General features: G+C 71.9%; 13 protein-coding genes. 8 read left to right on the forward strand and 5 right to left on the reverse strand.

Features of this window, described 5'->3' with window-relative positions:
• Nucleotides 1–3: 3 nt before the first annotated feature.
• The 4 genes from AB0G28_RS08480 (at nt 4) to AB0G28_RS08495 (ending at nt 10,176) form a co-directional block, all read left to right on the forward strand.
• Nucleotides 4–1,920, forward strand: coding sequence for a prolyl oligopeptidase family serine peptidase (locus AB0G28_RS08480; RefSeq protein WP_361084748.1), 1,917 nt, complete (start codon nt 4–6; stop codon nt 1,918–1,920).
• A gap of 43 nt (nt 1,921–1,963) precedes the next feature.
• Nucleotides 1,964–2,935, forward strand: a complete 972-nt coding sequence (locus tag AB0G28_RS08485; RefSeq protein WP_361084751.1) for a magnesium transporter CorA family protein — start codon at nt 1,964–1,966, stop codon at nt 2,933–2,935.
• Nucleotides 2,936–3,241: 306 nt separating this feature from the next.
• Nucleotides 3,242–7,792 (forward strand): HAMP domain-containing protein, encoded by a 4,551-nt coding sequence (locus AB0G28_RS08490; RefSeq protein ID WP_361084754.1) that lies wholly within the window; start codon nt 3,242–3,244, stop codon nt 7,790–7,792.
• A gap of 14 nt (nt 7,793–7,806) precedes the next feature.
• Nucleotides 7,807–10,176 (forward strand): SpoIIE family protein phosphatase, encoded by a 2,370-nt coding sequence (locus AB0G28_RS08495; RefSeq protein WP_361084756.1) that lies wholly within the window; start codon nt 7,807–7,809, stop codon nt 10,174–10,176.
• A 208-nt stretch (nt 10,177–10,384) separates the two neighbouring features.
• Here the strand turns inward: AB0G28_RS08495 and AB0G28_RS08500 are convergent, their stop codons facing one another.
• Nucleotides 10,385–11,479 carry an ionic transporter y4hA gene (locus AB0G28_RS08500; RefSeq protein WP_361084759.1) on the reverse strand — a complete coding sequence of 365 codons (1,095 nt, stop codon included), beginning with the start codon at nt 11,477–11,479 and terminating at the stop codon, nt 10,385–10,387.
• A 51-nt stretch (nt 11,480–11,530) separates the two neighbouring features.
• A complete protein-coding gene (locus AB0G28_RS08505; protein ID WP_361084762.1) occupies nt 11,531–12,433 on the reverse strand; it encodes a LysR family transcriptional regulator in 903 nt (300 codons plus the stop codon).
• Between the two features lie 70 nt (nt 12,434–12,503).
• Between AB0G28_RS08505 and AB0G28_RS08510 the strand changes: the two genes are divergently transcribed.
• The 3 genes from AB0G28_RS08510 to AB0G28_RS08520 all read left to right on the forward strand — a co-directional run bounded on the left by AB0G28_RS08510 (nt 12,504) and on the right by AB0G28_RS08520 (nt 15,980).
• Nucleotides 12,504–14,237: a pyruvate dehydrogenase gene (locus AB0G28_RS08510; RefSeq protein ID WP_361084765.1), complete on the forward strand. Its 1,734-nt coding sequence runs from the start codon at nt 12,504–12,506 to the stop codon at nt 14,235–14,237.
• Nucleotides 14,238–14,373: 136 nt separating this feature from the next.
• Entirely contained in the window at nt 14,374–15,234 is an 861-nt protein-coding gene (locus tag AB0G28_RS08515) for a hypothetical protein (protein WP_361084768.1), read from the forward strand.
• An 89-nt stretch (nt 15,235–15,323) separates the two neighbouring features.
• On the forward strand, nt 15,324–15,980 hold the full coding sequence (locus tag AB0G28_RS08520; RefSeq protein WP_361084771.1) for an HNH endonuclease family protein: 657 nt from the start codon (nt 15,324–15,326) through the stop codon (nt 15,978–15,980).
• Here AB0G28_RS08520 and AB0G28_RS08525 read toward each other — a convergent pair.
• Nucleotides 15,977–16,732, reverse strand: a complete 756-nt coding sequence (locus AB0G28_RS08525) for a fructosamine kinase family protein (protein WP_361084773.1) — start codon at nt 16,730–16,732, stop codon at nt 15,977–15,979. The genes AB0G28_RS08520 and AB0G28_RS08525 overlap by 4 nt on opposite strands.
• 56 nt (nt 16,733–16,788) lie before the next feature.
• On the opposite strand from AB0G28_RS08525, the gene AB0G28_RS08530 reads away from it, so the two are divergent.
• Nucleotides 16,789–17,145: an MmcQ/YjbR family DNA-binding protein gene (locus AB0G28_RS08530; RefSeq protein WP_361084776.1), complete on the forward strand. Its 357-nt coding sequence runs from the start codon at nt 16,789–16,791 to the stop codon at nt 17,143–17,145.
• On the opposite strand, the gene AB0G28_RS08535 is transcribed toward AB0G28_RS08530, so the two are convergent.
• Both AB0G28_RS08535 and AB0G28_RS08540 read right to left on the reverse strand, forming a co-directional pair.
• The gene (locus AB0G28_RS08535; protein WP_361084779.1) at nt 17,070–17,933 is read right to left on the reverse strand and encodes a GNAT family N-acetyltransferase; all 864 of its coding nucleotides are present in this window, start codon (nt 17,931–17,933) and stop codon (nt 17,070–17,072) included. The genes AB0G28_RS08530 and AB0G28_RS08535 overlap by 76 nt on opposite strands.
• 80 nt (nt 17,934–18,013) lie before the next feature.
• The gene (locus AB0G28_RS08540) at nt 18,014–20,098 is read right to left on the reverse strand and encodes a putative Ig domain-containing protein (protein WP_361084783.1); all 2,085 of its coding nucleotides are present in this window, start codon (nt 20,096–20,098) and stop codon (nt 18,014–18,016) included.
• Nucleotides 20,099–20,127: the final 29 nt, after the last annotated feature.

The following is a 20,127-nucleotide window of genomic DNA, read 5'->3' on the forward strand; positions in this document are numbered from 1 at the left end:
GGGGTGGCGGAACTGACGGCGGAAGCCGCGGTCGATCGGAACGTGCCGCGGACACCGCGGGTTTCTCCGGACGGCAGGTGGGTCGCGTACGTGAACGGCCCGGTCGGCCGGGCGGGAAAGCACCCGGTGAGCGGCCTGTGGCTGGCTCCCGCCGACGGCGGCGCACCACCGCGGGAACTCGCGCCCTCGGACGCGGAAGACCACGAGCCCGGGTGGGCGCCGGACTCCGGCTCGGTCTTGTTCTTGTCCGATCGCGCCGAGCGGGGTACGGCTCAGCTGTACCGGGTGGGTTTGAACGGCGGCGATCCGGAACAGCTGACGGACTGGGCCGCGGGAGTCCACGCGCATGTCCGGCTGCCGGATCCGGATGCGGAGCGCGATCGGGGCTTGGTCGTGTTCGTCGCGCCGGACCAAGATCACCGGCCGGCCGACCCCCGCGTGCGCGTTGTCGCCGCGGACGGTTCACGTCGCAGCTGGGACACCATCGAGCAGCCCGATCGGCTGTGGCTGCTCGACCCGCGGACCCGTGCTGTCCGCGCGCTCGGGGACTTCGGCGAGCGGCACGTCGTCGAGGTCGCCGCGCGTCCGGACGGGGGCGCGCTCGCCGTGCTCACCTGGTCCGTCGCCGACCGGGAACCCGGGCTGTTCGAACCCGGCCTCCACCTCGTCGATCCCGCCACCGGCGCGCTGCGCGCCCTCGGCACCCCCGCGCTCGAAGCCTTCTCGCTCACCTGGTGGCACGACGAAACCGGCTGGCACCTGGCCTACCTCGGCCTCACCCCGCCCGGGCTGATCGGTGGCCGGGCCGTCTTCGAAGCCGGCGAAGGAGCCGAGCACCGCAATCTCACCGCCGGGATGGGCATCTGCCCGGCCCAGCTGGTCACGACGGACGGCGGGCCGCCGCTGGCGTCGTTCGCCGAAGGCCTCGACACCACGGTCCGGCGGCTCGAGCCCGTCACGAGAACCTTCACGGAGCTGACCCGCGCCCAGGGGACGCTGCAGTCCCTCTCCGCAGGCGGCGGGCGGATCGCCGCCGTCGCGAGCACCGCGACCGAGCCCCACTTCGTCCGCGCCGGACCACCGGCGGGCCCGTTCACCCGCCTGGCCGAGCCGCCGCTCTCCGGGATCCGCTTTGGCACCCAGGAACGCCTGTCCTACCGCGCCGAGGACGGCCTGGAGCTCGACGGGCTCCTGCTCCTCCCACCCGGCAAGACCCGCGACGACGGACCGTTCCCCCTGGTCACCCTCGTCCACGGGGGCCCGGACGACCGCTACGCCGACCGGTTCCAGCTGAACTGGTACCCCTCGGGCCAGTGGCTCGCGACGGCGGGCTTCGCGGTGTTCCTGCCGAACCCGCGCGGCGGCTGGGGCCGCGGGCACGCCTTCGCGGTGAGCGTCGCCGGGGCCGTCGGCGGTGCGGAGTTCACCGACATCATCGCCGGAATCGACCGGCTCGTCGGCGACGGCGTCGCCGACCCGCGGCGGCTCGGCATCGGCGGCGGGAGTCACGGCGGGTTCATGGCGGCCTGGGCGGTCTCGCAGACGGACCGCTTCGCCGCGGCACTCGTCTTCGCGGGTGTCATCGATTGGCGCGTTCTCGCGGCGACCGGCGAGCAAACGCGGTTCGACACCGCGCTGGGCGGACCGGACGGCAGCACCAGCCCGATCACCCACGCCCACCGCATCCGCACCCCGGTCCTGATCCTGCACGGCGAGGACGACATCAACGTCCCGCTCTCCCAAGCGGACCTGCTGCACCACGTCCTGCGCGACCGGGGCCTGGAGCACGAGTACGTCGTGTACCCGCGAGAGGGCCATTCGTTCCGCGAACGCGGCCACCAGATCGACGTCCTGCGGCGCGCGCGGGAGTGGTTTTCCCGCTGGCTGGCACCCGAACGACCGTCCGAACAGGACGGATGAGCGAGCCCGTGTGAACTCCCGCCGCCGCGGGTAACCGGTGGGGATGACCAGAACCCGGGTGTACCGCGAAGGCGTGCTGCAGAAGGAAGACTTCCCGCTCGCGGACGTCTCGGACTTCCTGGCCGAGCGGGACACCACGGTGTGGGTCGACCTGTGTGCCCCGTCCGAAGCCGACCTGGCCGAACTCGCCGGCGAGCTGGGCCTGCACCGGCTCGCCGTGGAAGACGCCGTCCAGGAGCACCAGCGGCCCAAGCTCGACCGCTACGCCGGCCACGCCTTCCTGACCTCCTACGCCGTCCGGTTCGACGAGGCGACCGGCCGCGTCGCCACCTACGAGCTCGCCGCCTTCGTCACGCCGCAGGCGCTCGTCACCGTGCGCAAGAACGACGGCTTCGACATCGACGCGGTCGTGCGCCGGTGGGACCAGGCGGCCGAACTGGCGAAGTCCGGTGTGTCCTTCCTGGTGCACGGCCTGCTCGACTACGTCGTCGACGGCCACTTCGAGGCGGTGCAGGCACTCGACGACGAGGTCGAAGCCTTGGAGGACCTCGTCTTCGAAGACCGGCCCGACTCCTCGGTGCTGCAGCGCCGCTCGTTCCGGCTGCGCAAGAGCCTGACCGCGCTGCGCCGGGTGGTGCTGCCGATGCGCGAGGTGATCAGCTCGCTGATGCGCCCCGACCTGCGGCTGGCCGACGAGCTCACCCGCCCGTACTTCGAGGACGTCCACGACCACGCCCGGCAGGCCGCGGAGCAGACCGAGGCGCTGCGGGAGCTGATCGCGGGAGTCCGGGAGACCCAGCTGAACCTGCAGGGCAACCGGCTGAACCTGATCATGAAGAAGGTGACCGGCTGGGCGGCGGTGATCGCGGTGCCCACCGCGGTGACCGGGTTCTACGGCCAGAACGTGCCGTACCCGGGCAACGGCGCGCCGAGCGGGTTCTGGGCCTCGACGGTCGCCGTTCTCGTGCTTTCGGTGGGGTTGTACGCGTTGTTCAAACGCAAGGATTGGCTGTGATGCGCACCATATCCGGCATTCCACAATAGAGCGTCCACAGTGGACAATCGGGCGCGGCGGAGCGCACGCGGACGGACCCGCCGGCGACGTTCAGCCGAACGGGTCAATGGGGCCGGATGGCCTGCGGGGGAAGGAAAGGCTTTCGAGCACCACCTGGGGAGCGCGCGTGGTCACGGGCGCGGCTGGTTGCTCAACCGTTGCCGCTCAGCATAGTGCAGTTGCACTATGCTGAGCCATCCGGTGTGCCCACGCCGGCGGCGCCGCGCGCCGGACAAACGGAGAAACGGGTGGCGGATGGGTGGGGCAATGGTCGAAGGGACGCGCCCGGGTGCGGGTGCGGACGCTTCGGGCGTGGGCGAGGCGGGAGAGCAGGAGCTGCGCCGGCTGCTGGCCGGGCTGACCGCCGTCCGCGACGGCGACTTCGGCATCCGCCTCCCGGGCGGGGCCGACGGTCTGCTCGGCGAGATCGCCACGGTGTTCAACGGCATGGCCGACCAGCTCTCGCTGTTCACCTCCGAGGTGACCCGCGTCGCGCGGGAGGTCGGCAGCGAGGGCCAGCTGGGCGGGCAGGCGAAGGTCCCCGGGGTGTCCGGCACGTGGAAGGACCTCACCGACTCGGTGAACGCCATGGCCGGCAACCTCACGACCCAGGTGCGTGACATCGCCCAGGTGGCGACCGCGGTCGCGAAGGGCGACCTGTCGCAGAAGATCGACGTCGACGCCCGCGGTGAGATCCTCGAGCTGAAGGATACCGTCAACACGATGGTGGACCAGCTGTCGTCGTTCGCGGACGAGGTCACCCGGGTGGCGCGCGAGGTGGGCAGCGAGGGCCGCCTCGGCGGGCAGGCCCAGGTGCCCGGCGTCGGCGGGGTCTGGCGTGATCTCACCGATTCCGTGAACTTCATGGCGGGCAACCTGACCGACCAGGTCCGCAACATCGCGCAGGTGACGACGGCGGTGGCGAAGGGCGACCTGTCGCAGAAGATCACCGTCGACGCCCGCGGCGAGATCCTCGAACTCAAGAACACGATCAACACGATGGTGGACCAGCTGTCGTCGTTCGCGGACGAGGTCACCCGCGTCGCGCGAGAAGTCGGCACCGAAGGACGGCTCGGTGGTCAGGCCGACGTCAAGGGCGTCTCGGGCACCTGGCGCGACCTCACCGACTCGGTGAACTTCATGGCGGGCAACCTGACCGACCAGGTCCGCAACATCGCGCAGGTCGCCACCGCCGTCGCGAAGGGCGACCTGTCCCAGAAGATCAACGTGACCGCCCGCGGCGAGGTCCTGGAGCTCAAGGACACGCTGAACACGATGGTGGATCAGCTGTCCGCGTTCGCGGACGAGGTCACCCGGGTGGCGCGCGAGGTGGGTACCGAGGGGCGGCTGGGCGGTCAGGCCGACGTCAAGGGCGTCTCGGGCACCTGGAAGGACCTCACCGAGTCGGTCAACGTCATGGCCGACAACCTCACCGCGCAGGTCCGTTCGATCGCCCAGGTCACGACCGCGGTCGCCCGCGGTGACCTGTCGCAGAAGATCCGGGTCGACGCCCGCGGCGAAATCCTGGAGCTCAAGGACACCATCAACACGATGGTGGACCAGCTGTCCGCGTTCGCGGACGAGGTCACCCGGGTGGCGCGCGAGGTCGGCACCGAGGGCAACCTCGGCGGCCAGGCGACCGTCCGCGGCGTGTCCGGGACCTGGAAGAACCTCACCGACAACGTCAACGTCATGGCGTCCAACCTGACCGGCCAGGTGCGTTCGATCGCGCAGGTCGCGACGGCGGTCGCGCGCGGCGACCTGTCCCGCAAGATCACCGTCGAGGCCAAGGGCGAGGTCGCGGCGCTGGCCGACGTCATCAACACGATGGTCGACACGCTGTCCGCGTTCGCCGACGAGGTCACCCGCGTGGCGCGCGAAGTCGGCACCGAAGGCATGCTCGGCGGCCAGGCGCGCGTGCCGAACGTGGCCGGCACCTGGAAGGACCTCACCGACAACGTCAACTCGATGGCGAACAACCTCACCGGGCAGGTCCGGAACATCGCCCAGGTGACCACCGCCGTCGCGCAGGGCGACCTGACCCGCAAGATCGACGTCGACGCCCGCGGCGAGATCCTCGAGCTGAAGACGACGATCAACACGATGGTCGACCAGCTCTCGGCGTTCGCCGCGGAGGTCACGCGCGTGGCGCGCGAGGTCGGCAGCGAGGGCCGCCTCGGCGGGCAGGCCGAGGTCGAAGGCGTGTCGGGCACCTGGAAGCGGCTGACGGAGAACGTCAACGAGCTGGCCGGGAACCTCACCCGGCAGGTCCGCGCGATCGCCGAGGTGACCAGCGCGGTCGCCGAAGGCGACCTGACCCGCTCGATCACCGTCGACGCCTCCGGCGAGGTCGCCGAACTCAAGGACAACATCAACTCGATGGTCGAGTCGCTGCGCGAAACCACGCGGGCGAACCAGGAGCAGGACTGGCTCAAGTCGAACCTGGCCACCATCACCGGCCTGATGCAGGGCCGCCGCGACCTCGCCGTCGTCGCGGCCGCGGTGATGGACGAGCTCGTGCCGCTGGTCAACGCCCAGTACGGCGCGTTCTACCTGGCCGACGACACCGCCGAGGTGCCGGAGCTGCGGCTGGTCGGCGCGTACGGCCACCCGGACGACGGCGACGGCCCGGCGGTGCGGTTCCGCGTGGGCCAGTCGCTGGTCGGGCAGGCCGCGCGCAGCCGCCGCCCGATCGCCGTCGACGACGTGCCGCCCGGCTACGCGACCATCTCCTCGGGCCTCGGCAGCACCGCGCCCGCCAGCCTGATCGTGCTGCCGATCGTGGTGGAGGACCAGGTGCTCGGCGTGCTCGAACTGGCGTCGGTGCACGGCTTCACCGACGTGCACCGGGCGTTCCTCGAACTGCTGATGGAGCAGATCGGCGTCAACGTCAACAGCATCGTCGCCAACGCCCGCACCGACGAGCTGCTGGGGGAGTCGCAGCGGCTGACCGCGGAGTTGCAGGCCCGTTCGGAGGAACTGCAGGCGCGGCAAGAGGAACTCCAGTCGTCGAACGCCGAGCTGGAAGAAAAGGCCGCGCTGCTGGTCACGCAGAACCGCGACATCGAGACGAAGAACCTGGAGATCGAGCAGGCCCGCCAGGAACTCGAGGCCCGTGCCCAGCAGCTGACGCTCGCGTCGAAGTACAAGTCGGAGTTCCTGGCCAACATGAGCCACGAGCTGCGCACCCCGCTCAACAGCCTGCTGATCCTGGCCCAGCTGCTCGCGCAGAACCCGACCCGCAACCTCACCGCGAAGCAGGTCGAGTACGCCGGCATCATCCACTCCGCGGGCTCGGACCTGCTGCAGCTGATCAACGACATCCTGGACCTGTCGAAGGTCGAGGCCGGGAAGATGGACGTCACCCCGGAGCAGGTGTCGCTGCGGGGCCTGCTGGACTACGTCGAAGCGACGTTCCGGCCGATGACGTCGCAGCGCAACCTGGACTTCCGGATCACCGTCGCCCCCGGCTCGCCGCCGGAGCTGCTCACCGACGACTCGCGGCTGCGGCAGGTGCTGCGCAACCTGCTGTCCAACGCGGTCAAGTTCACCGAGGTCGGCGGCATCGAGCTGCACATCGAGCCGGTGGACCCCGAGTCGCTGCCCCGGCCGCTGCGCGCGCACGGGCCCGCCGTCGCGTTCCGCGTCACCGACACCGGGATCGGGATCGCCGAGCACCAGCTGGAGTCGATCTTCGGCGCGTTCCAGCAGGCCGACGGCACCACGAGCCGCAAGTACGGCGGCACCGGGCTCGGCCTGTCGATCAGCCGCGAGATCGCGCAGCTGCTCGGCGGCGTGATCACCGCGGAGAGCACCCCCGGCGAGGGCAGCACGTTCACCTTCACGCTGCCGGTCGCCCGGCCGGACTTCGCCGGCGCCCCGGCGGGGGAGCACCCGGGCACCGCCGTCGTCATCGGCGACGTCGGCCCGGGCGTCGCGACGTCCGCGCCGCGCGCCTACCGGCGGCTGCTGGTCGTGGAGGAACGCCAGCACGGGCTGCTGACGCTCGTCGCCGAGAGCGCCGCCGCGGATCTGTCCGACAGCCGGGACATCGGCATCTCGCCCGCCGACGTCGAGGTGGTGACCGCGGTCGGTACGCAGGAAGCCGCGGCCGCGCTCGCCACCGACGCCTACCACTGCGTGGTGCTGGACCTCGACCTGCCGGACCGGGCCGCGTTCACCTTCCTCGACGCGATGCAGGGCGACAGCGCGCTGCGGCTGGTGCCGGTGCTCGCGCACAACAGCCGCCGCATCGACGGCGAACTGGAGCAGCTGGTGCAGTCCCGCGCCGACGTCCAGTCGCTGGAAGTGCTGTCCGGGCTGGACGAGCTGCGCGAGCGGATCGCGCTGCACCTCTCGGCCGAGAAACCCGGCGCGGTGCTCCCGCTGGTCAGACCGGACGAGCCGGCCGCGCCGGTGCGCGCGGCCGACGTCGACACGACGCTGGCCGGGCGCACGGTGCTGATCGTCGACGACGACCCGCGCAACGTCTACGCGCTCACCGGCATCCTGGAACTGCACGGGATGCAGGTGCTGCACGCGGAGGACGGCCGTAAGGGCGTCGAGACGGTCGCGGAGCACCCCGGCATCGACCTGATCCTGATGGACGTGATGATGCCGGAGATGGACGGCTACACCGCCACCGCGAAGATCCGCGCGATGCCCGAGCACGCGGGCATCCCGATCGTGGCGGTGACGGCGAAGGCCATGCCGGGCGACCGCGAGAAGAGCCTCGCGTCGGGCGCGACCGACTACGTGACGAAACCCGTCGACGCGGACGACCTGATCGCCCGCATCAAGCGGCACGTGACGGCGTGATCGGGGACGGGCAGTTGCCTGCCGAAGACCAGGGCGTTCCCGTGCTCGCCCCGCCGGCCGAGGTGTCCGCCAACCTCGCCCGGCTCGCCGACACCGTCGCCCGCCTGCGCGGCGAGGTCGACCACGCGCACGCCGTCGCCGACGGCCGGGCGCTGATCGAGCTGGCCAAGGGCGTGTTGATGGAACGCCTGCGCTGCACGCCGCCGGACGCGGCGAAGCAGCTGGAGACCCTCGCCGGACGCGCGGGGATGACGCCGCTGGAGTTCGCGGCGGAGATCGTCGGCGAGGCCGCCGAGGACCGCATCAGCGAGGTGGCCCAGGAGTTCCTGGCCCGCGCCGAAGGCGAAGACTCCGTCGCGGTCCGCTTGCGCACGGCCGAAAGCGGCGTGCTCGCGGCGGGGGACACCCAGCGCGTCGCGGAGTCCATTTTGGAGCACGCGCTGCGGCCGCTCGGTGCCACCGCCGTCGCGGTGTGGCTCGCCGGCCCCGACGGATCGCTCACCCTGGCCGGCTCCGCCGGGTTTTCGCCGGAGGAAGCGGGCCGCTGGCGCTACGTCCCGCCCGGCGTCGCGACGCCCGCCCGCAGCGCGCTGATCGAGCGTGACACGGTCTGGCTGCCGACCCTGGCCGGCGCGGGGCTGCCGTCGGTCGGGCAGCACACGCTGGCCGGAGGCGGGCGCGTCGCGGTGCCGACCGGGACCGGTGGCCGGATCATCGGCGTCGTCGAGATGTGCTGGCCGGAGCCGCTGCCCGCCGAACCCGGGCGGCAGCGGCGGCAGCTGGAAGCGCTGGCCGAGCTGTGCGCGCACACCCTCGACACCTGGGACGGCGTGGTCGCCCCGGTCGCCGCCGACGGCTCGGGCGACTTCCTCGGGGAGCTGGTGGACTTCGTCGACGGCCTGCACGACCCGGCCGTGCTGCTCTCGCCGTGCCTCGACGGCGGCCGGCTCAGCGACTTCCGCATCCACCACGCCAACGTCCGGTTCGCCGACCCGGGCGGCCGGCCGCGCAGCCGGATCGTCGGCACCCGGCTGCTGGAGACGTACCCGCTCGCGGCCGAGAAGAGCGGCCTGCTCGACAAGATCCACCGCGTCTACGCCACCGGCGAGCCGTTCCGCGCCGACAGCATGGCGGTCACCACGCTCGTCGACCAGGTGCCGCTGACCGTGCTCACGGACATCAGCATCACGCGGTTCGCCGGCAACGTGCTGATGATCCTTCGGATCCAGGACGACGCGGCGAAGCTGGCGGTGCTGCTGCAGCACGCCCAGCGGCTCGGCCGCATCGGCGGCTTCGAAGAGAACGTCGTCACCGGCGCGATCACCTGGAACACCGAGCTGTTCGCGCTGTACGGCCTGCCGCCGAACGCCGCGCCGCTGTCCCTGCACGAACTGGCCGGGCACGCGCACTCCGACGACGCGCCGGCGATCGGCCGGTTCCTGCGCGCGGTGCTGCACCACAAGCGGCCGTCGTCGACGGCCTTCCGGCTGCAGCGCTCCGACGGCGTCGCCCGGCACATCCGGGTGGTCGCCGAGCCGGTCGTCGACGCCCGCGGCGAGCTGGTCGCGGTCCGCGGCGCCTACCAGGACGTGTCTTCGCAGCACTGGACCGAGGTGGCGCTGGCCGCGACGCGGGACAGGCTGGCCGAAACCGAGCAGCAGGCGATGGAGCGCAACCGGCTCGCGCTGCAGCTGCAGCACGCGATCATGCCGCCGGCCAAGGGGCCGATCGACATGCCGGGCCTGCGTGCCGCGGTCCGCTACCGGCCCGCGGAGAAGGAGCACCTGGTCGGCGGCGACTGGTACGACGCGGTCGCGCTGCCGACCGGCGAGGTGCTGCTGTGCGTCGGCGACGTTGCCGGGCACGGCATCGACGCGGCGACCGGGATGGTGAGCCTCCGCAACGCGCTGCGCGGCCTCGCGGCGACCGGCGCTGGGCCCGCGCAGCTGCTGACCTGGCTGAACCTGGTGGCCTACCACCTGACCGACCACGTCACGGCGACCGCCGTCACGGCCGTCTACGACCCGGCGCACCGGAAGCTGCGCTGGGCGCGGGCGGGCCACCTGCCGCCGATCGTCCGGCACCGCAGCGGCGAGGCGACGACGTTGCCGCTGATCCGCGGTTCCCTGCTCGGCGCGGTCCGCGACGTCGTCTACCAGGAGGAGGAGTTGCAGCTCGACGAGGGCGACATCCTGCTGATCTACACCGACGGCCTGATCGAGCGCCGCGACCGCCCGGTCCAGGACTCGGTCTCCCGCCTGGTCACCCTGGTCGACGGCCACGACGGCGGCCTGGAGCACCAGCTGGACACGCTGCTCACGTACAGCACGGCCGACACCGACGACGACACCTGCGTGGTCGGCATCGAAGTCACGACCTCCTGACCCGTGTCGACCTCCCAATCACGCGTGATGACCCTCCAATCACGCGTGATGCCTCTTCAATCACTGGTGATGCCCCTTTCCGCCCGCTCGGCCGTTGTGACGAAACGGGCATCAGCCGTGATCAGAGGGACATCACTCGTGATTGAGCGGGCATCACTCGTGATTGGAGGGACGACACGGTGGTCTCGGCGGTTCGGCCCGAACTCCGTCAGGGGTTGACCGCCAGGACCAGGAAACCCGCCAGCAGGACCAGGTGTACGCCGCCCTGGAGGCGGGTCGCCCGGCCTGGGACGACCGTCAGGACGCTCACCACCACCGTCAGGGCCAGCAGCACGATCTGCGTCGAGCCGAGGCCGAGCAGCAATCGTCCCGGCAGCCACACCGACGCCAGCGCGATGGCCGGGATCGTCAGGCCGATGCTCGCGATCGCCGAGCCGTAGGCCAGGTTGAGGCTGATCTGCATCCGGTCGCGCTGGGCCGCGCGCACCGCCGCCAAGGTCTCCGGCAGCAGCACCAGCAGCGCGATCACCACGCCGACGAACGACTGCGGGAACCCCACCGCACGCACGGCCGCCTCGATCGCCGGCGACTCCACCTTCGCCAGCCCGACGACCGCGACCAGCGCCACGAGCAGGAGCACCAGGCTGCCCAGGGCCGCCCGGTTCGACGGCGGGTCGGCGTGGTCGTCCTCCTTGACCGCGCCGTCGGCGGCCACTGGGAGGAAGAAGTCGCGGTGGCGGACCGTCTGGGTCAGCACGAACGTCCCGTACAGCGCCAGCGAAGCGAGCGCGGCGAACGTCAGCTGCGTCGGGGAGAACGCCGGCCCGGGCGTGCTGGAGGTGAACGTCGGCAGCACGAGGCTCAGCGAGGCCAGGGTCGCGACCGTGGCCAGCGCGGCCCCGCTGCCCTCCGGGTTGAACAGCGTCGAGCCGTACCGCCGCGCGCCGACGAGCAGCGAGATGCCGACGATCCCGTTCGTCGTGATCATCACCGCCGCGAACACGGTGTCCCGCGCCAGCGAGCCGGTTTCCGGGCCGCCGGAAACCATCATCGTGACGATCAGCGCGACCTCGATGACGGTGACCGCGACCGCCAGCACGAGCGACCCGAACGGTTCCCCGACGCGGTGCGCGACGACCTCGGCGTGGTGCACCGCGGCGAGCACGGTCGCGCCCAGTGCGACGGCGACGAGGGCCACGAAGACCGGGCCGAGGTCGCGGCCCCAGGCGAGCGTCAGGACCAGCACGCCGAGCACGGGGGTGACGGAGGTCCAGGACAGCAGGAAGGATCTCAGCGCGGCCATACCCCCACCCTCGCACACCGGCGGTGATGATGCCTGGTGGTAAGGGAATTCTCACATCGTCCCATGTGGACGGTCGAATCGGGCGGGCACGGTGTCGAGGACGTGCCGCCGGAAGGTTTCGCTGGGCGGCGGGAGGTTCCGCCCGGCCGCCCAGGCGAGCCCGATGTCGCGGGCAGCGTCCACATCGGTCAGTTCCAGGTGCGGCGCCGGGAACTCCGCCGTGTGCGGCAGCGGCAGCACGGACACGCCGAGCCCGGCGGTGACGAGCCCGCGCAACGTCTCGACCTCGTCGCCTTCGAACCCGACGCGCGGCGCGAACCCAACCTCGGCGCACAGCCGCTCGGTCGTCTCGCGCAGGGCGTACCCGGGCCGCAGGAGGATGAAGGTTTCGCCGGCGACGTCGGCGAGGCGGACCCGGCGGCGCGCGGCGAGCCGGTGGTGCGGCGGCACGGCCAGCCGCAGCGGCTCGACGAGCAGCCGGGACCAGTGCAGCTGGGGGTGTCCGGGGTCGCCGCTGGTGATGACGAGGTCCGCGGTGCCCTCCAGCAGTTCCGCCTCGAGCCCGGCTTCGCCGTGCTGCCGCAGTTCGAAGCGGGTGTCCGGGTGCTCGCGCAGGAACCCGCTCAGCACGTCGGGCACCAGCCAGGTGCCGAACGTGTGCAGGAAGGCCAGCGGCACGACCCCGGCGCCCGGCGCGACGATCTCGCCGACTTCGCGCAGGCCCTGGTCGAGCTGGTCGAGCGCGCCCTCGACGTGCCGCTTGAAGGCGTGCCCGGCCGGCGTCAGCCGCAGCACCCGCCCGGACCGGCGGAACAGCTCGGCGCCGGCCTCGTGCTCGAGCCGTCGCAGGGCCCGCGACAGCGCGGGCTGCGTGAGGTGCCCGCGCGCGGCGGTCTCCGTGACGGTGGCGCCGCCGGCGACCTCGCGGAAGAGCCGCAGCGTCTGGACGTCCATGCCTCCAGTGTATGGGTTTTCAGCCAATCAGGCATTGGACGCATCGATGGGGCGAGGCCACGCTGGAGGTATGGCTACCGTGGCAGAACAACTGGTCAGGACCCTGCGGGACGCGGGCGTCGAGCGCATCTACGGCATCGTCGGCGACAGCCTCAACCCGATCGTCGACGCGGTCCGCCGCACCGACGGCATCGAGTGGGTGCACGTGCGCCACGAAGAGACCGCCGCCTTCGCCGCGGCCGCCGAAGCGCAGGTCACCGGTAAGCTCGCGGTGTGCGCGGGCAGCTGCGGACCGGGCAACCTGCACCTGATCAACGGCCTGTTCGACGCGAATCGTTCCAGCGCGCCGGTGCTGGCCATCGCGTCGCACATCCCGTCGAACCAGATCGGCACCGGCTTCTTCCAGGAGACCCACCCGGACCGGCTCTTCGCCGAGTGCAGCCACTTCAGCGAGGTCGTGGCCGACCCGGCGCAGCTGCCGCGGCTGCTGCGGATCGCCACGCAGGCCGCCGTCGGCAAGGGCGGCGTCGCGGTGCTGACCATCCCGGGCGACCTCGCCGACCGCAAGGCGACGGGCCCGCTGACCGAGCGGCTCCCGCTGGTCACGCCGTCGCCCGTGGTGCCGTCGCCGGACACCGCCCAGGAGCTGGCGGACCTGCTGAACTCGGGCGAGAAGGTGATGCTCTTCGCCGGCGCGGGCGTCCGTGGCGCGCACGACGAGGTCATGGCGGCGGCGGAGAAGCTCGCGGCGCCGGTGGGGCACTCGCTCGGCGGCAAGGAGTGGATCCAGTACGACAACCCGTTCGACGTCGGCATGAGCGGCCTGCTCGGCTACGGCGCCTGCTACGACGCGATGCACGAAGCCGACCGGATCGTGTTGCTGGGCACGGACTTCCCGTACGACAACTTCCTCCCGCGGGCCCGGACGATCCAGATCGACCACGACGCCTCGCGCCTCGGCCGGCGCACGCCGCTGGACCTGGCGGTGCACGGGGACGTGAAGGAGACGTTGCGCGCCTTGCTGCCGCTGCTGCGCCCGCGCACCGAGTGCGGGTTCCTCGACCGGATGCTGCGGGAGCACGTGCGGAAGCTGGAAAAGGTCGTCGGCGCGTACACGACGAAGATCGAGCACCGGCGGCCGATCCACCCGGAGTACGTCGCGTCGGTGCTCGACGAGGTCGCCGCGGACGACGCGGTGTTCACGGTCGACACCGGCATGGGCAACGTCTGGGCGGCGCGCTACCTGACCCCGAACGGCCGCCGCCGCGTGCTCGGCTCGTTCCGGCACGGCAGCATGGCGAACGCGCTGCCCCACGCGATCGGCGCGCAGCTTTCGCAGCCGGGCCGCCAGGTGGTGTCGCTGTCGGGCGACGGCGGGCTCGCGATGCTGATGGGCGACCTGCTGACGCTGCCCGCCTACGACGTCCCGGTGAAGGTGGTGGTGTTCAACAACGCCACCCTCGGGATGGTGAAGCTGGAGATGCTGGTCGACGGCCTCCCGGACTTCGGCACGGACCACGCGCCGGTGAACTTCGCGGCGATCGCCGCCGCCTGCGGCGTCTTTTCGGAGCGCGTCGAGGACCCGGACGACGTGCGCGGGGCGCTGGAGAAGGCGTTCGCCCACCCTGGCCCGGCGGTGGTCGAGGTGGTGACCGACCCGAACGCGCTGTCGATCCCGCCGCGCATCACGGGGGAAATGGTGCGTGGGTTCGCCCTGGGCGCGACGAAGACGGTGCTCAACGGCGGCGTCGGCAAGATGGTCGACCTGGCCCGCGCCAACCTGCGCAACACGCCGCGGCCGTAGCCTCGCAGGTCCACTGTGGACGCTGCTCCGGCTACGCACGGTGGTGTTCGATCACTCGTTCGGCTGCTGGGGTGAGGGCTGGTCCGCCTCTTACCGTCGAGACAGCGCGTGCCGTCTCGTCCTGGGAGGTGTCGGCGTGCTCGTGGCACTCCAGCGCACCGGCGACGCCCGGGACCTCCCGGCGGCGGCCGAGCACATCGTGGAGCTGTTGCGGTCGTGGGGACCGGGCCCGGACCACCTGACGGGCCTGGCGCTGGCGGGCATCAGCCTGCCGAGCCGCCTGGGACCGCGATGGGTGGACGCGCTGGTGTTCACCCGCTACGGCGTGGTGGTGATCGCGGCGCACGAACCGGGCCCGGCGGAGTGGCCGGGCCCGGCGGGCCGGGCCGAGGAGGCGGTGGCGGCGGCGCGGGGTGCGCTCGCCGGTCATGAAGGGGGCCGGTACGTGACGGGCCTGGTCACGGTGGTCCCGCCGGCGGCTCCGTCGGTGGGCGGGATGGCGCTGGACGTGGTCGAGAACCGGTCGGTCGCGGATACGCGGACAAGCGAGCCGGAGCCCGGCCCAGGCGTCGCGGTCGTCCTCGCCGATCCGCGTGGCCTGCGGCGGATCATCGGGCAGCACAACCGGTGGCGGACCGTCTGGTCGGCCGACGACGTCCTCGACGCCTGCTACGCCCTCTCCCTCGCGCACCTGGCCCCGCCGCGGGCGGCCCTTCTGGCCGACGGCTTCCCGGCCCGGCTGCCGCCTCGCGCGAAGCTGCCGGAGCTCCCCGCCGTGATCTCCGTGCCCCCGGAACCTCCGCCACCCGTTGCCGACGAAGAGCCCGGCCCCTGGAGCCCGCCCGTCCCGCCGGCGCCCGGACCTGTCTCCGCCGTGTTCCCGCGGCCGCGGCCGATCCGGCAGGTGCCGTGGGGGCTGCTCGTCGTCCTCGGTCTGCTCGTCACCGTCGGGGTGATCGCCGCGGTCTTCGTCGCGCAGGTCTTCCACGGCTCCTGACCCGTTCGGTTCGCGTCAACTGAGCCATCTGCACCGTTTCCCCGGGGCGTCCGCTGGGCACCTCCCGGTAGATGTGAAAGGGGTTCACGATGCCGCGCACCCGAGTGCTTGTTCTGCTGGCCGTCCTCGCGGGCGCCTCCCTCACCGGCTGCAAGGTGCCGGACGAGCTGGCCACCGGCGCCCAGCCCACCGGGACGGCCGCCGCCCCGCCGATCTCACCTTCCGAAGCGCGGACCGAGCTGGCGGCGCTCAAGATCGCCGTGCGCGGCACCATGGACGGCTACTCCCGGGACGAGTTCCCGCACTGGGACAAGGTCGACGCCAACTGCGACACCCGCGAGCAGGTCCTCAAGCGCGACGGCAAGGACGTCAAGACCGACGCGCAGTGCGCCCCGAAGTCCGGCACCTGGGTCAGCCCCTACGACGGCCGGACCTGGCACAAGGCGTCCGATGTGGACATCGACCACGTCGTGCCGCTGGGGCAGGCCTGGATCAGCGGCGCCAAGAGCTGGACCCGGCAGCGGCGCGAGCAGTTCGCGAACGACCTCGTCCGCCCGCAGCTGAAGGCCGTCACCGACAACCTCAACGAGCAGAAGAGCGACAAGGCTCCCGACCAGTGGAAACCGCCGCTCGTTTCGTACTGGTGCACCTACGCCACCGACTGGATCGTCGTGAAGCGCAACTACGGCCTGACGATCACCGTCCCCGAGAAAACGGCGCTCGAGACGATGCTGGAGCACTGTTAGAGCAGCGTGCGCGCCGCAGCGAGCGCCTGTCCGGCGTAGGACTGTCCGAACAGGACAGTGTGTACCAGTAGCGGGAACAGCTGGTGCAGCCCGATCCGGTCGCGCCAGCCGTCCGCCAGGGGCGCCGCCCCTTCGTAGGCGGCGAGGACGCGGTCGAGGTGCGGGCAGCCGAACAGGTGGAGCATCGCCAGGTCGGTCTCGCGGTGCCCGCCGTGCGCGGCCGGATCGATCAGCCACGCCTCGCGCCCGTCCCAGAGGACGTTGCCGTTCCAGAGGTCGCCGTGCAGCCGCGCCGGCGGCTCGGCCGAGGCCGGGATCCGTCCGCAGGCCCGCTCGAACAACGCCGCTTCGGAGAGGCCGAAGGTCCCCGCGTCCACCGCCAGCCGGACGTAGGGCAGCACGCGGTCGGAGGCGTACCAGGACGCCCAGTCGGCCGCCGGGACGTTGGCCATCGGGGCCCGGCCGATCCAGGCGTCCGCCGGCCCGTCCGGTGGCGGTGCGCCGAACGCCGGGGCGCCCGCCGCGTGCAAGCCGGCCAGCCCGCGGCCGAAGCGTTCCGCCGCCGGGGCCGACGGGCGCCCGGCCGGGACGCGGTCGATGACCAGCCGGTCCCGGTCGAACGCGCGCACCGCAGGGACCGGCACTGTGCCCGCCGCGGCCAGCCAGCGCAGGCCCGCCGCTTCGGCCGCCGTCGCGCCGGGAGCGTGGCCCCGCTTGACCACCACCTCGCGGTCGTCTCCGGACTCGCTCATGTCCGCCGACGGTACCGGCGCGCTACGGTGGTCGCCGAAGGGCAGGGGAGCGAAGAGTGACTGTGCGGGTGAACGAGTTCGAACGCGTGCTCGGCGCGCTGGCGGAGGTCCAGCGGTCGGAGGCGCGCGACTACTCGTCGTTCAGCGTGCGCGGCAAGCGGTTCGGCTACTTCTGGCCGCGGACCCGGACCGTCGGCCTCAAGCAGACGATCTCCGAACAGCTGGCGCTGGTCGCGGAACGGCCGGACGTGTTCGAGGTGCAGTTCACCGCGGGCGGTTTCGGCTGGGTGGTCGTGTACCTCGACCGGATCGAGGCCGACGAGCTCGCCGAGCTCGTCTACGAGGCCTGGCGGCTCTCGGCGCCGGAAGAGCTCGTCGCGGAGGTGCCCTTCACCAGGATCGCCCGGGCGTAGAGCAGGTCGAACCCCTGCCGTTGCGCGTTCTGCTGGGACTTCGACCCCGGCTGCGTGGTGACCACGGCGATGTCGCACCGGGCTTCGGCCGCCGCGGCGAGCCGGGCCCGCAGCAACGCCGTCTGGACCCCGCGGCGGCGGTGGGCCGGCACGGTCGCGGCACCGGTGAACTGGGCGATCCCGCCGGTGACGCGGAAACTCGCGCCGCCGGCGAACTCGCCGTCCCGCACCGCGAGGTACCGCCGGACGTCGGCCATGTCCCGCAAGGCGTTCACGAGCAGCTCGCGGGGGAAGTCCTCGTGCGAGGGCAGGCCTCCGGTGTCCGCGACGGCCGACGCTTCGGCGACCTCGACCAGCCACTTCTCCAGCTCGTCATCCCGGCAGGCCCGGACGCCTTCGGGGAAGTCACCGCCGCCGATCCGCCGCCCGAGCACGTTCTCGTAGGACTCCAGCCGGTAGCCGCGAGCAGTCAGGAAGGCGCCGATCGACGGGTCGGCGAGCTGCGAGAGCTCGACCTGCACCGGCGCACCGACGACCGCGAAAGCCGCCTCGATCTCGTCCAGCTCGGCGACGTCCGGCAGACCGGCGAAGCCCAGGCCCGCGACCTTGTTGAACGGTGAGCCTTCCTCGGCGAAACTCGCGATGCCGTCGGCGAGCGGGCGCGTGAAGCCGGCCTCGTCCCCGAGCCGCATCCGGGCGGCGTCGCAGCAGGCGGCGACGAACCGCGCTTCCGCGTGTTCGATGCGCCGGGCCAGGCCGGTATCGCAGAAAAGCCGTTCCCCGTCCACGTCCCCACAGTGGCGGACGCGGACGGGGAACGAAACCGATTTTGTCGGTGCCCTCCGGTAGCGTGGAAAACGGGGGCTGCTCAGCCCTCCACGCGGTGCGAAGCCCAGAACGACGTCAGGTCGGTCGACCCGGCCGCCGCCTGCGCCGCGGCCTTGAACTCGGCCGTGGTCGACACGCCGTACCAGTGCGACTGGGCGTAGGACTTCAGCAGGTTCGCCATCGCCGTGTCGCCGATCAGCCGCCGCAGGTCGTGCAGCGTGCACTTGCCGTAGTTGTAGACCACCGTGGAGTAGCGGGACGAATGCGCGTCCCAGTAGGCCATCGAGTTGGTCAGCTTCTCCGCGCTCGACTGCCAGGTGATGCCGCAGCCGCTGCCGGTGATCCCGCGGTAGAGGTCGGTGGCGTAGTCGGTGAAGCTCTCGTCCAGCCACGGCGAGTTGTACTCGTCGTCGCCGACGATCCCGTAGAACCACTGGTGCGCGATCTCGTGCGGCAGTGCCACGTTCGACACCAGGTCCATCACGAAGCCCGGGTACTCCATGCCGCCGAACCAGAAGTTGTTGTCCAGCACCACGTCCAGCTCACCGTAGGGGTAGTCGCCGAACCGCCCGGCGTGAACGTCGATCGCGTCGGCGGCCAGCGACAGCATCGAGTTCGCGCTGCTGGTGGAGATCCCGCTGACCGAGTAGACGTTCACCCGCACGCCCTTGCCGGACGTCGTGCTGATCTTCGCGAACGGCCCGGCGCCCCACGCGAAGTCCCGCACCTTGCTCGCCACGGCGTGCGTGGTGGTCGTGGTCCCGCTGGTCGTCTCGGTCGACGTGCCCGTGGCCGGCGTGAGCAGCGACGTCGGGTGGACGAGCGTGACGTCGAAGTCGCTGATCACCGTGTAGAACGACTCGCCGTTGTTCGTGTACGGGTCGAGGTGCCAGCCGGCGCCGTCGCGGACCGCGAGCACGGGGAGCGCGTTGCCGATCATGTTGAAGGCGCCGTCGTGGCCGAAGCGGTCGGCGCCGCTGGGCACGACGATCTTGAGGTCGAACCCGATGGTCGCCGACTGGCCCTGGGCGAGCGGGGCGGGCAGCGTGATCTTCAGCGCGGTGCAGTTCACGCTCAGCGCGGACGGCGTGCCGCCGGTGACGTTGGTGACGGTGATCGGCGTGGTCGGGCAGGAGCCGTGGTAGTTGTCCCAAAGCCGCAGGTACACCTCGGGCAGCGCGGTCGCCGACCCGTTGGTGAAGCTGACGCTCTGGTGCCCGGTCCAGGTGTCGCCCGCGGTGTTCGAGGTCAGGCTCACGGTGTACGCGGGGTTGACGGGCGTGCGCGTGGAGTCGGACGGCGCCGGCGAGATCGTCCAGGCGAAGGTCGCGCTGCCGCTGTTGCCGGCGGGGTCCTTCGCCGTCACGGTCACCGAAGACGTGCCGGCCGTGGTCGGCGTGCCGGTGATCTTGCCCGTGGCCGCGCCGATCGCGAGGCCGGCGGGCAGCCCGGTCGCGCTGTAGGTCAGGGCGTCGCCCTGCGGGTCGCTCGCCTGGATCTGCAGCGCCACGGCCTGGCCGACGGCGCCGGACTGCGCGCCCGGCGAGGTGACGACCGGCGACTGCGGGTTGCTCGTCCCGGTCGTGGTCAGCGAAAAGTCGTCGAGGACGAAGTTGGTCGCCAGGCTCGAGTCCTCGGTGCCGGTGACCTTCAGCGTCACGGTCTGGCCGAGGTAGCGCGAGACGTCCACGGTCCGCTGGACGTACCCGGTGTTCTTGTCGAGGTTCGAGTAGCTCGCGAGGGTGTCGGAGCCCGCCTGCACCACCAGCTTGTCGTAGGCGGTACCGGTGGTCGTCTCCTTGGTGTCGATGTGCGACCACCAGGACAGCGTCGCCGAGGCGCAGCCGGCGGGGAGCGTCAGCGACTGGGACAGGGTGTCGGTGTGCGTGCTGCCGTGGCCGCCCAGCCAGGCGACCATCGTGCCGCCGTGCGCGGGTTCCGCGCTGGTGGCGGCGGTGATGACCCCGCTGCTCGGGGTCCACGGCGTGGTGCCGCTCTCGAACCCGCCGTTGCCGACGGTCTGGTCACCGCAGACCGCGGCGGCCGAGGCCGGCGTGGCGACGGCGACTGTGCCCAGCAGGCCGACGGCCAGGCTGAACGCAGCAGAAAGCGCCCTCGATCTCATGGAGGCAGTCCTTTCCCGGCTCCGCCCGT

Source organism: Amycolatopsis sp. NPDC021455, from assembly GCF_040640995.1.
Taxonomy (GTDB): Bacteria; Actinomycetota; Actinomycetes; order Mycobacteriales; family Pseudonocardiaceae; genus Amycolatopsis.

What these genes read in the sequence shown, in the direction of transcription:
- AB0G28_RS08510 (WP_361084765.1), top strand. Translation starts at nt 12,504, where the DNA reads ATGGCTACCGTGGCAGAACAACTGGTCAGGACCCTGCGGGACGCGGGC.
- AB0G28_RS08520 (WP_361084771.1), top strand. Translation starts at nt 15,324, where the DNA reads ATGCCGCGCACCCGAGTGCTTGTTCTGCTGGCCGTCCTCGCGGGCGCC.
- AB0G28_RS08485 (WP_361084751.1), top strand. Translation starts at nt 1,964, where the DNA reads ATGACCAGAACCCGGGTGTACCGCGAAGGCGTGCTGCAGAAGGAAGAC.
- AB0G28_RS08500 (WP_361084759.1), bottom strand. Translation starts at nt 11,479, where the DNA reads ATGGCCGCGCTGAGATCCTTCCTGCTGTCCTGGACCTCCGTCACCCCC.
- AB0G28_RS08490 (WP_361084754.1), top strand. Translation starts at nt 3,242, where the DNA reads ATGGTCGAAGGGACGCGCCCGGGTGCGGGTGCGGACGCTTCGGGCGTG.
- AB0G28_RS08505 (WP_361084762.1), bottom strand. Translation starts at nt 12,433, where the DNA reads ATGGACGTCCAGACGCTGCGGCTCTTCCGCGAGGTCGCCGGCGGCGCC.
- AB0G28_RS08525 (WP_361084773.1), bottom strand. Translation starts at nt 16,732, where the DNA reads ATGAGCGAGTCCGGAGACGACCGCGAGGTGGTGGTCAAGCGGGGCCAC.
- AB0G28_RS08540 (WP_361084783.1), bottom strand. Translation starts at nt 20,098, where the DNA reads ATGAGATCGAGGGCGCTTTCTGCTGCGTTCAGCCTGGCCGTCGGCCTG.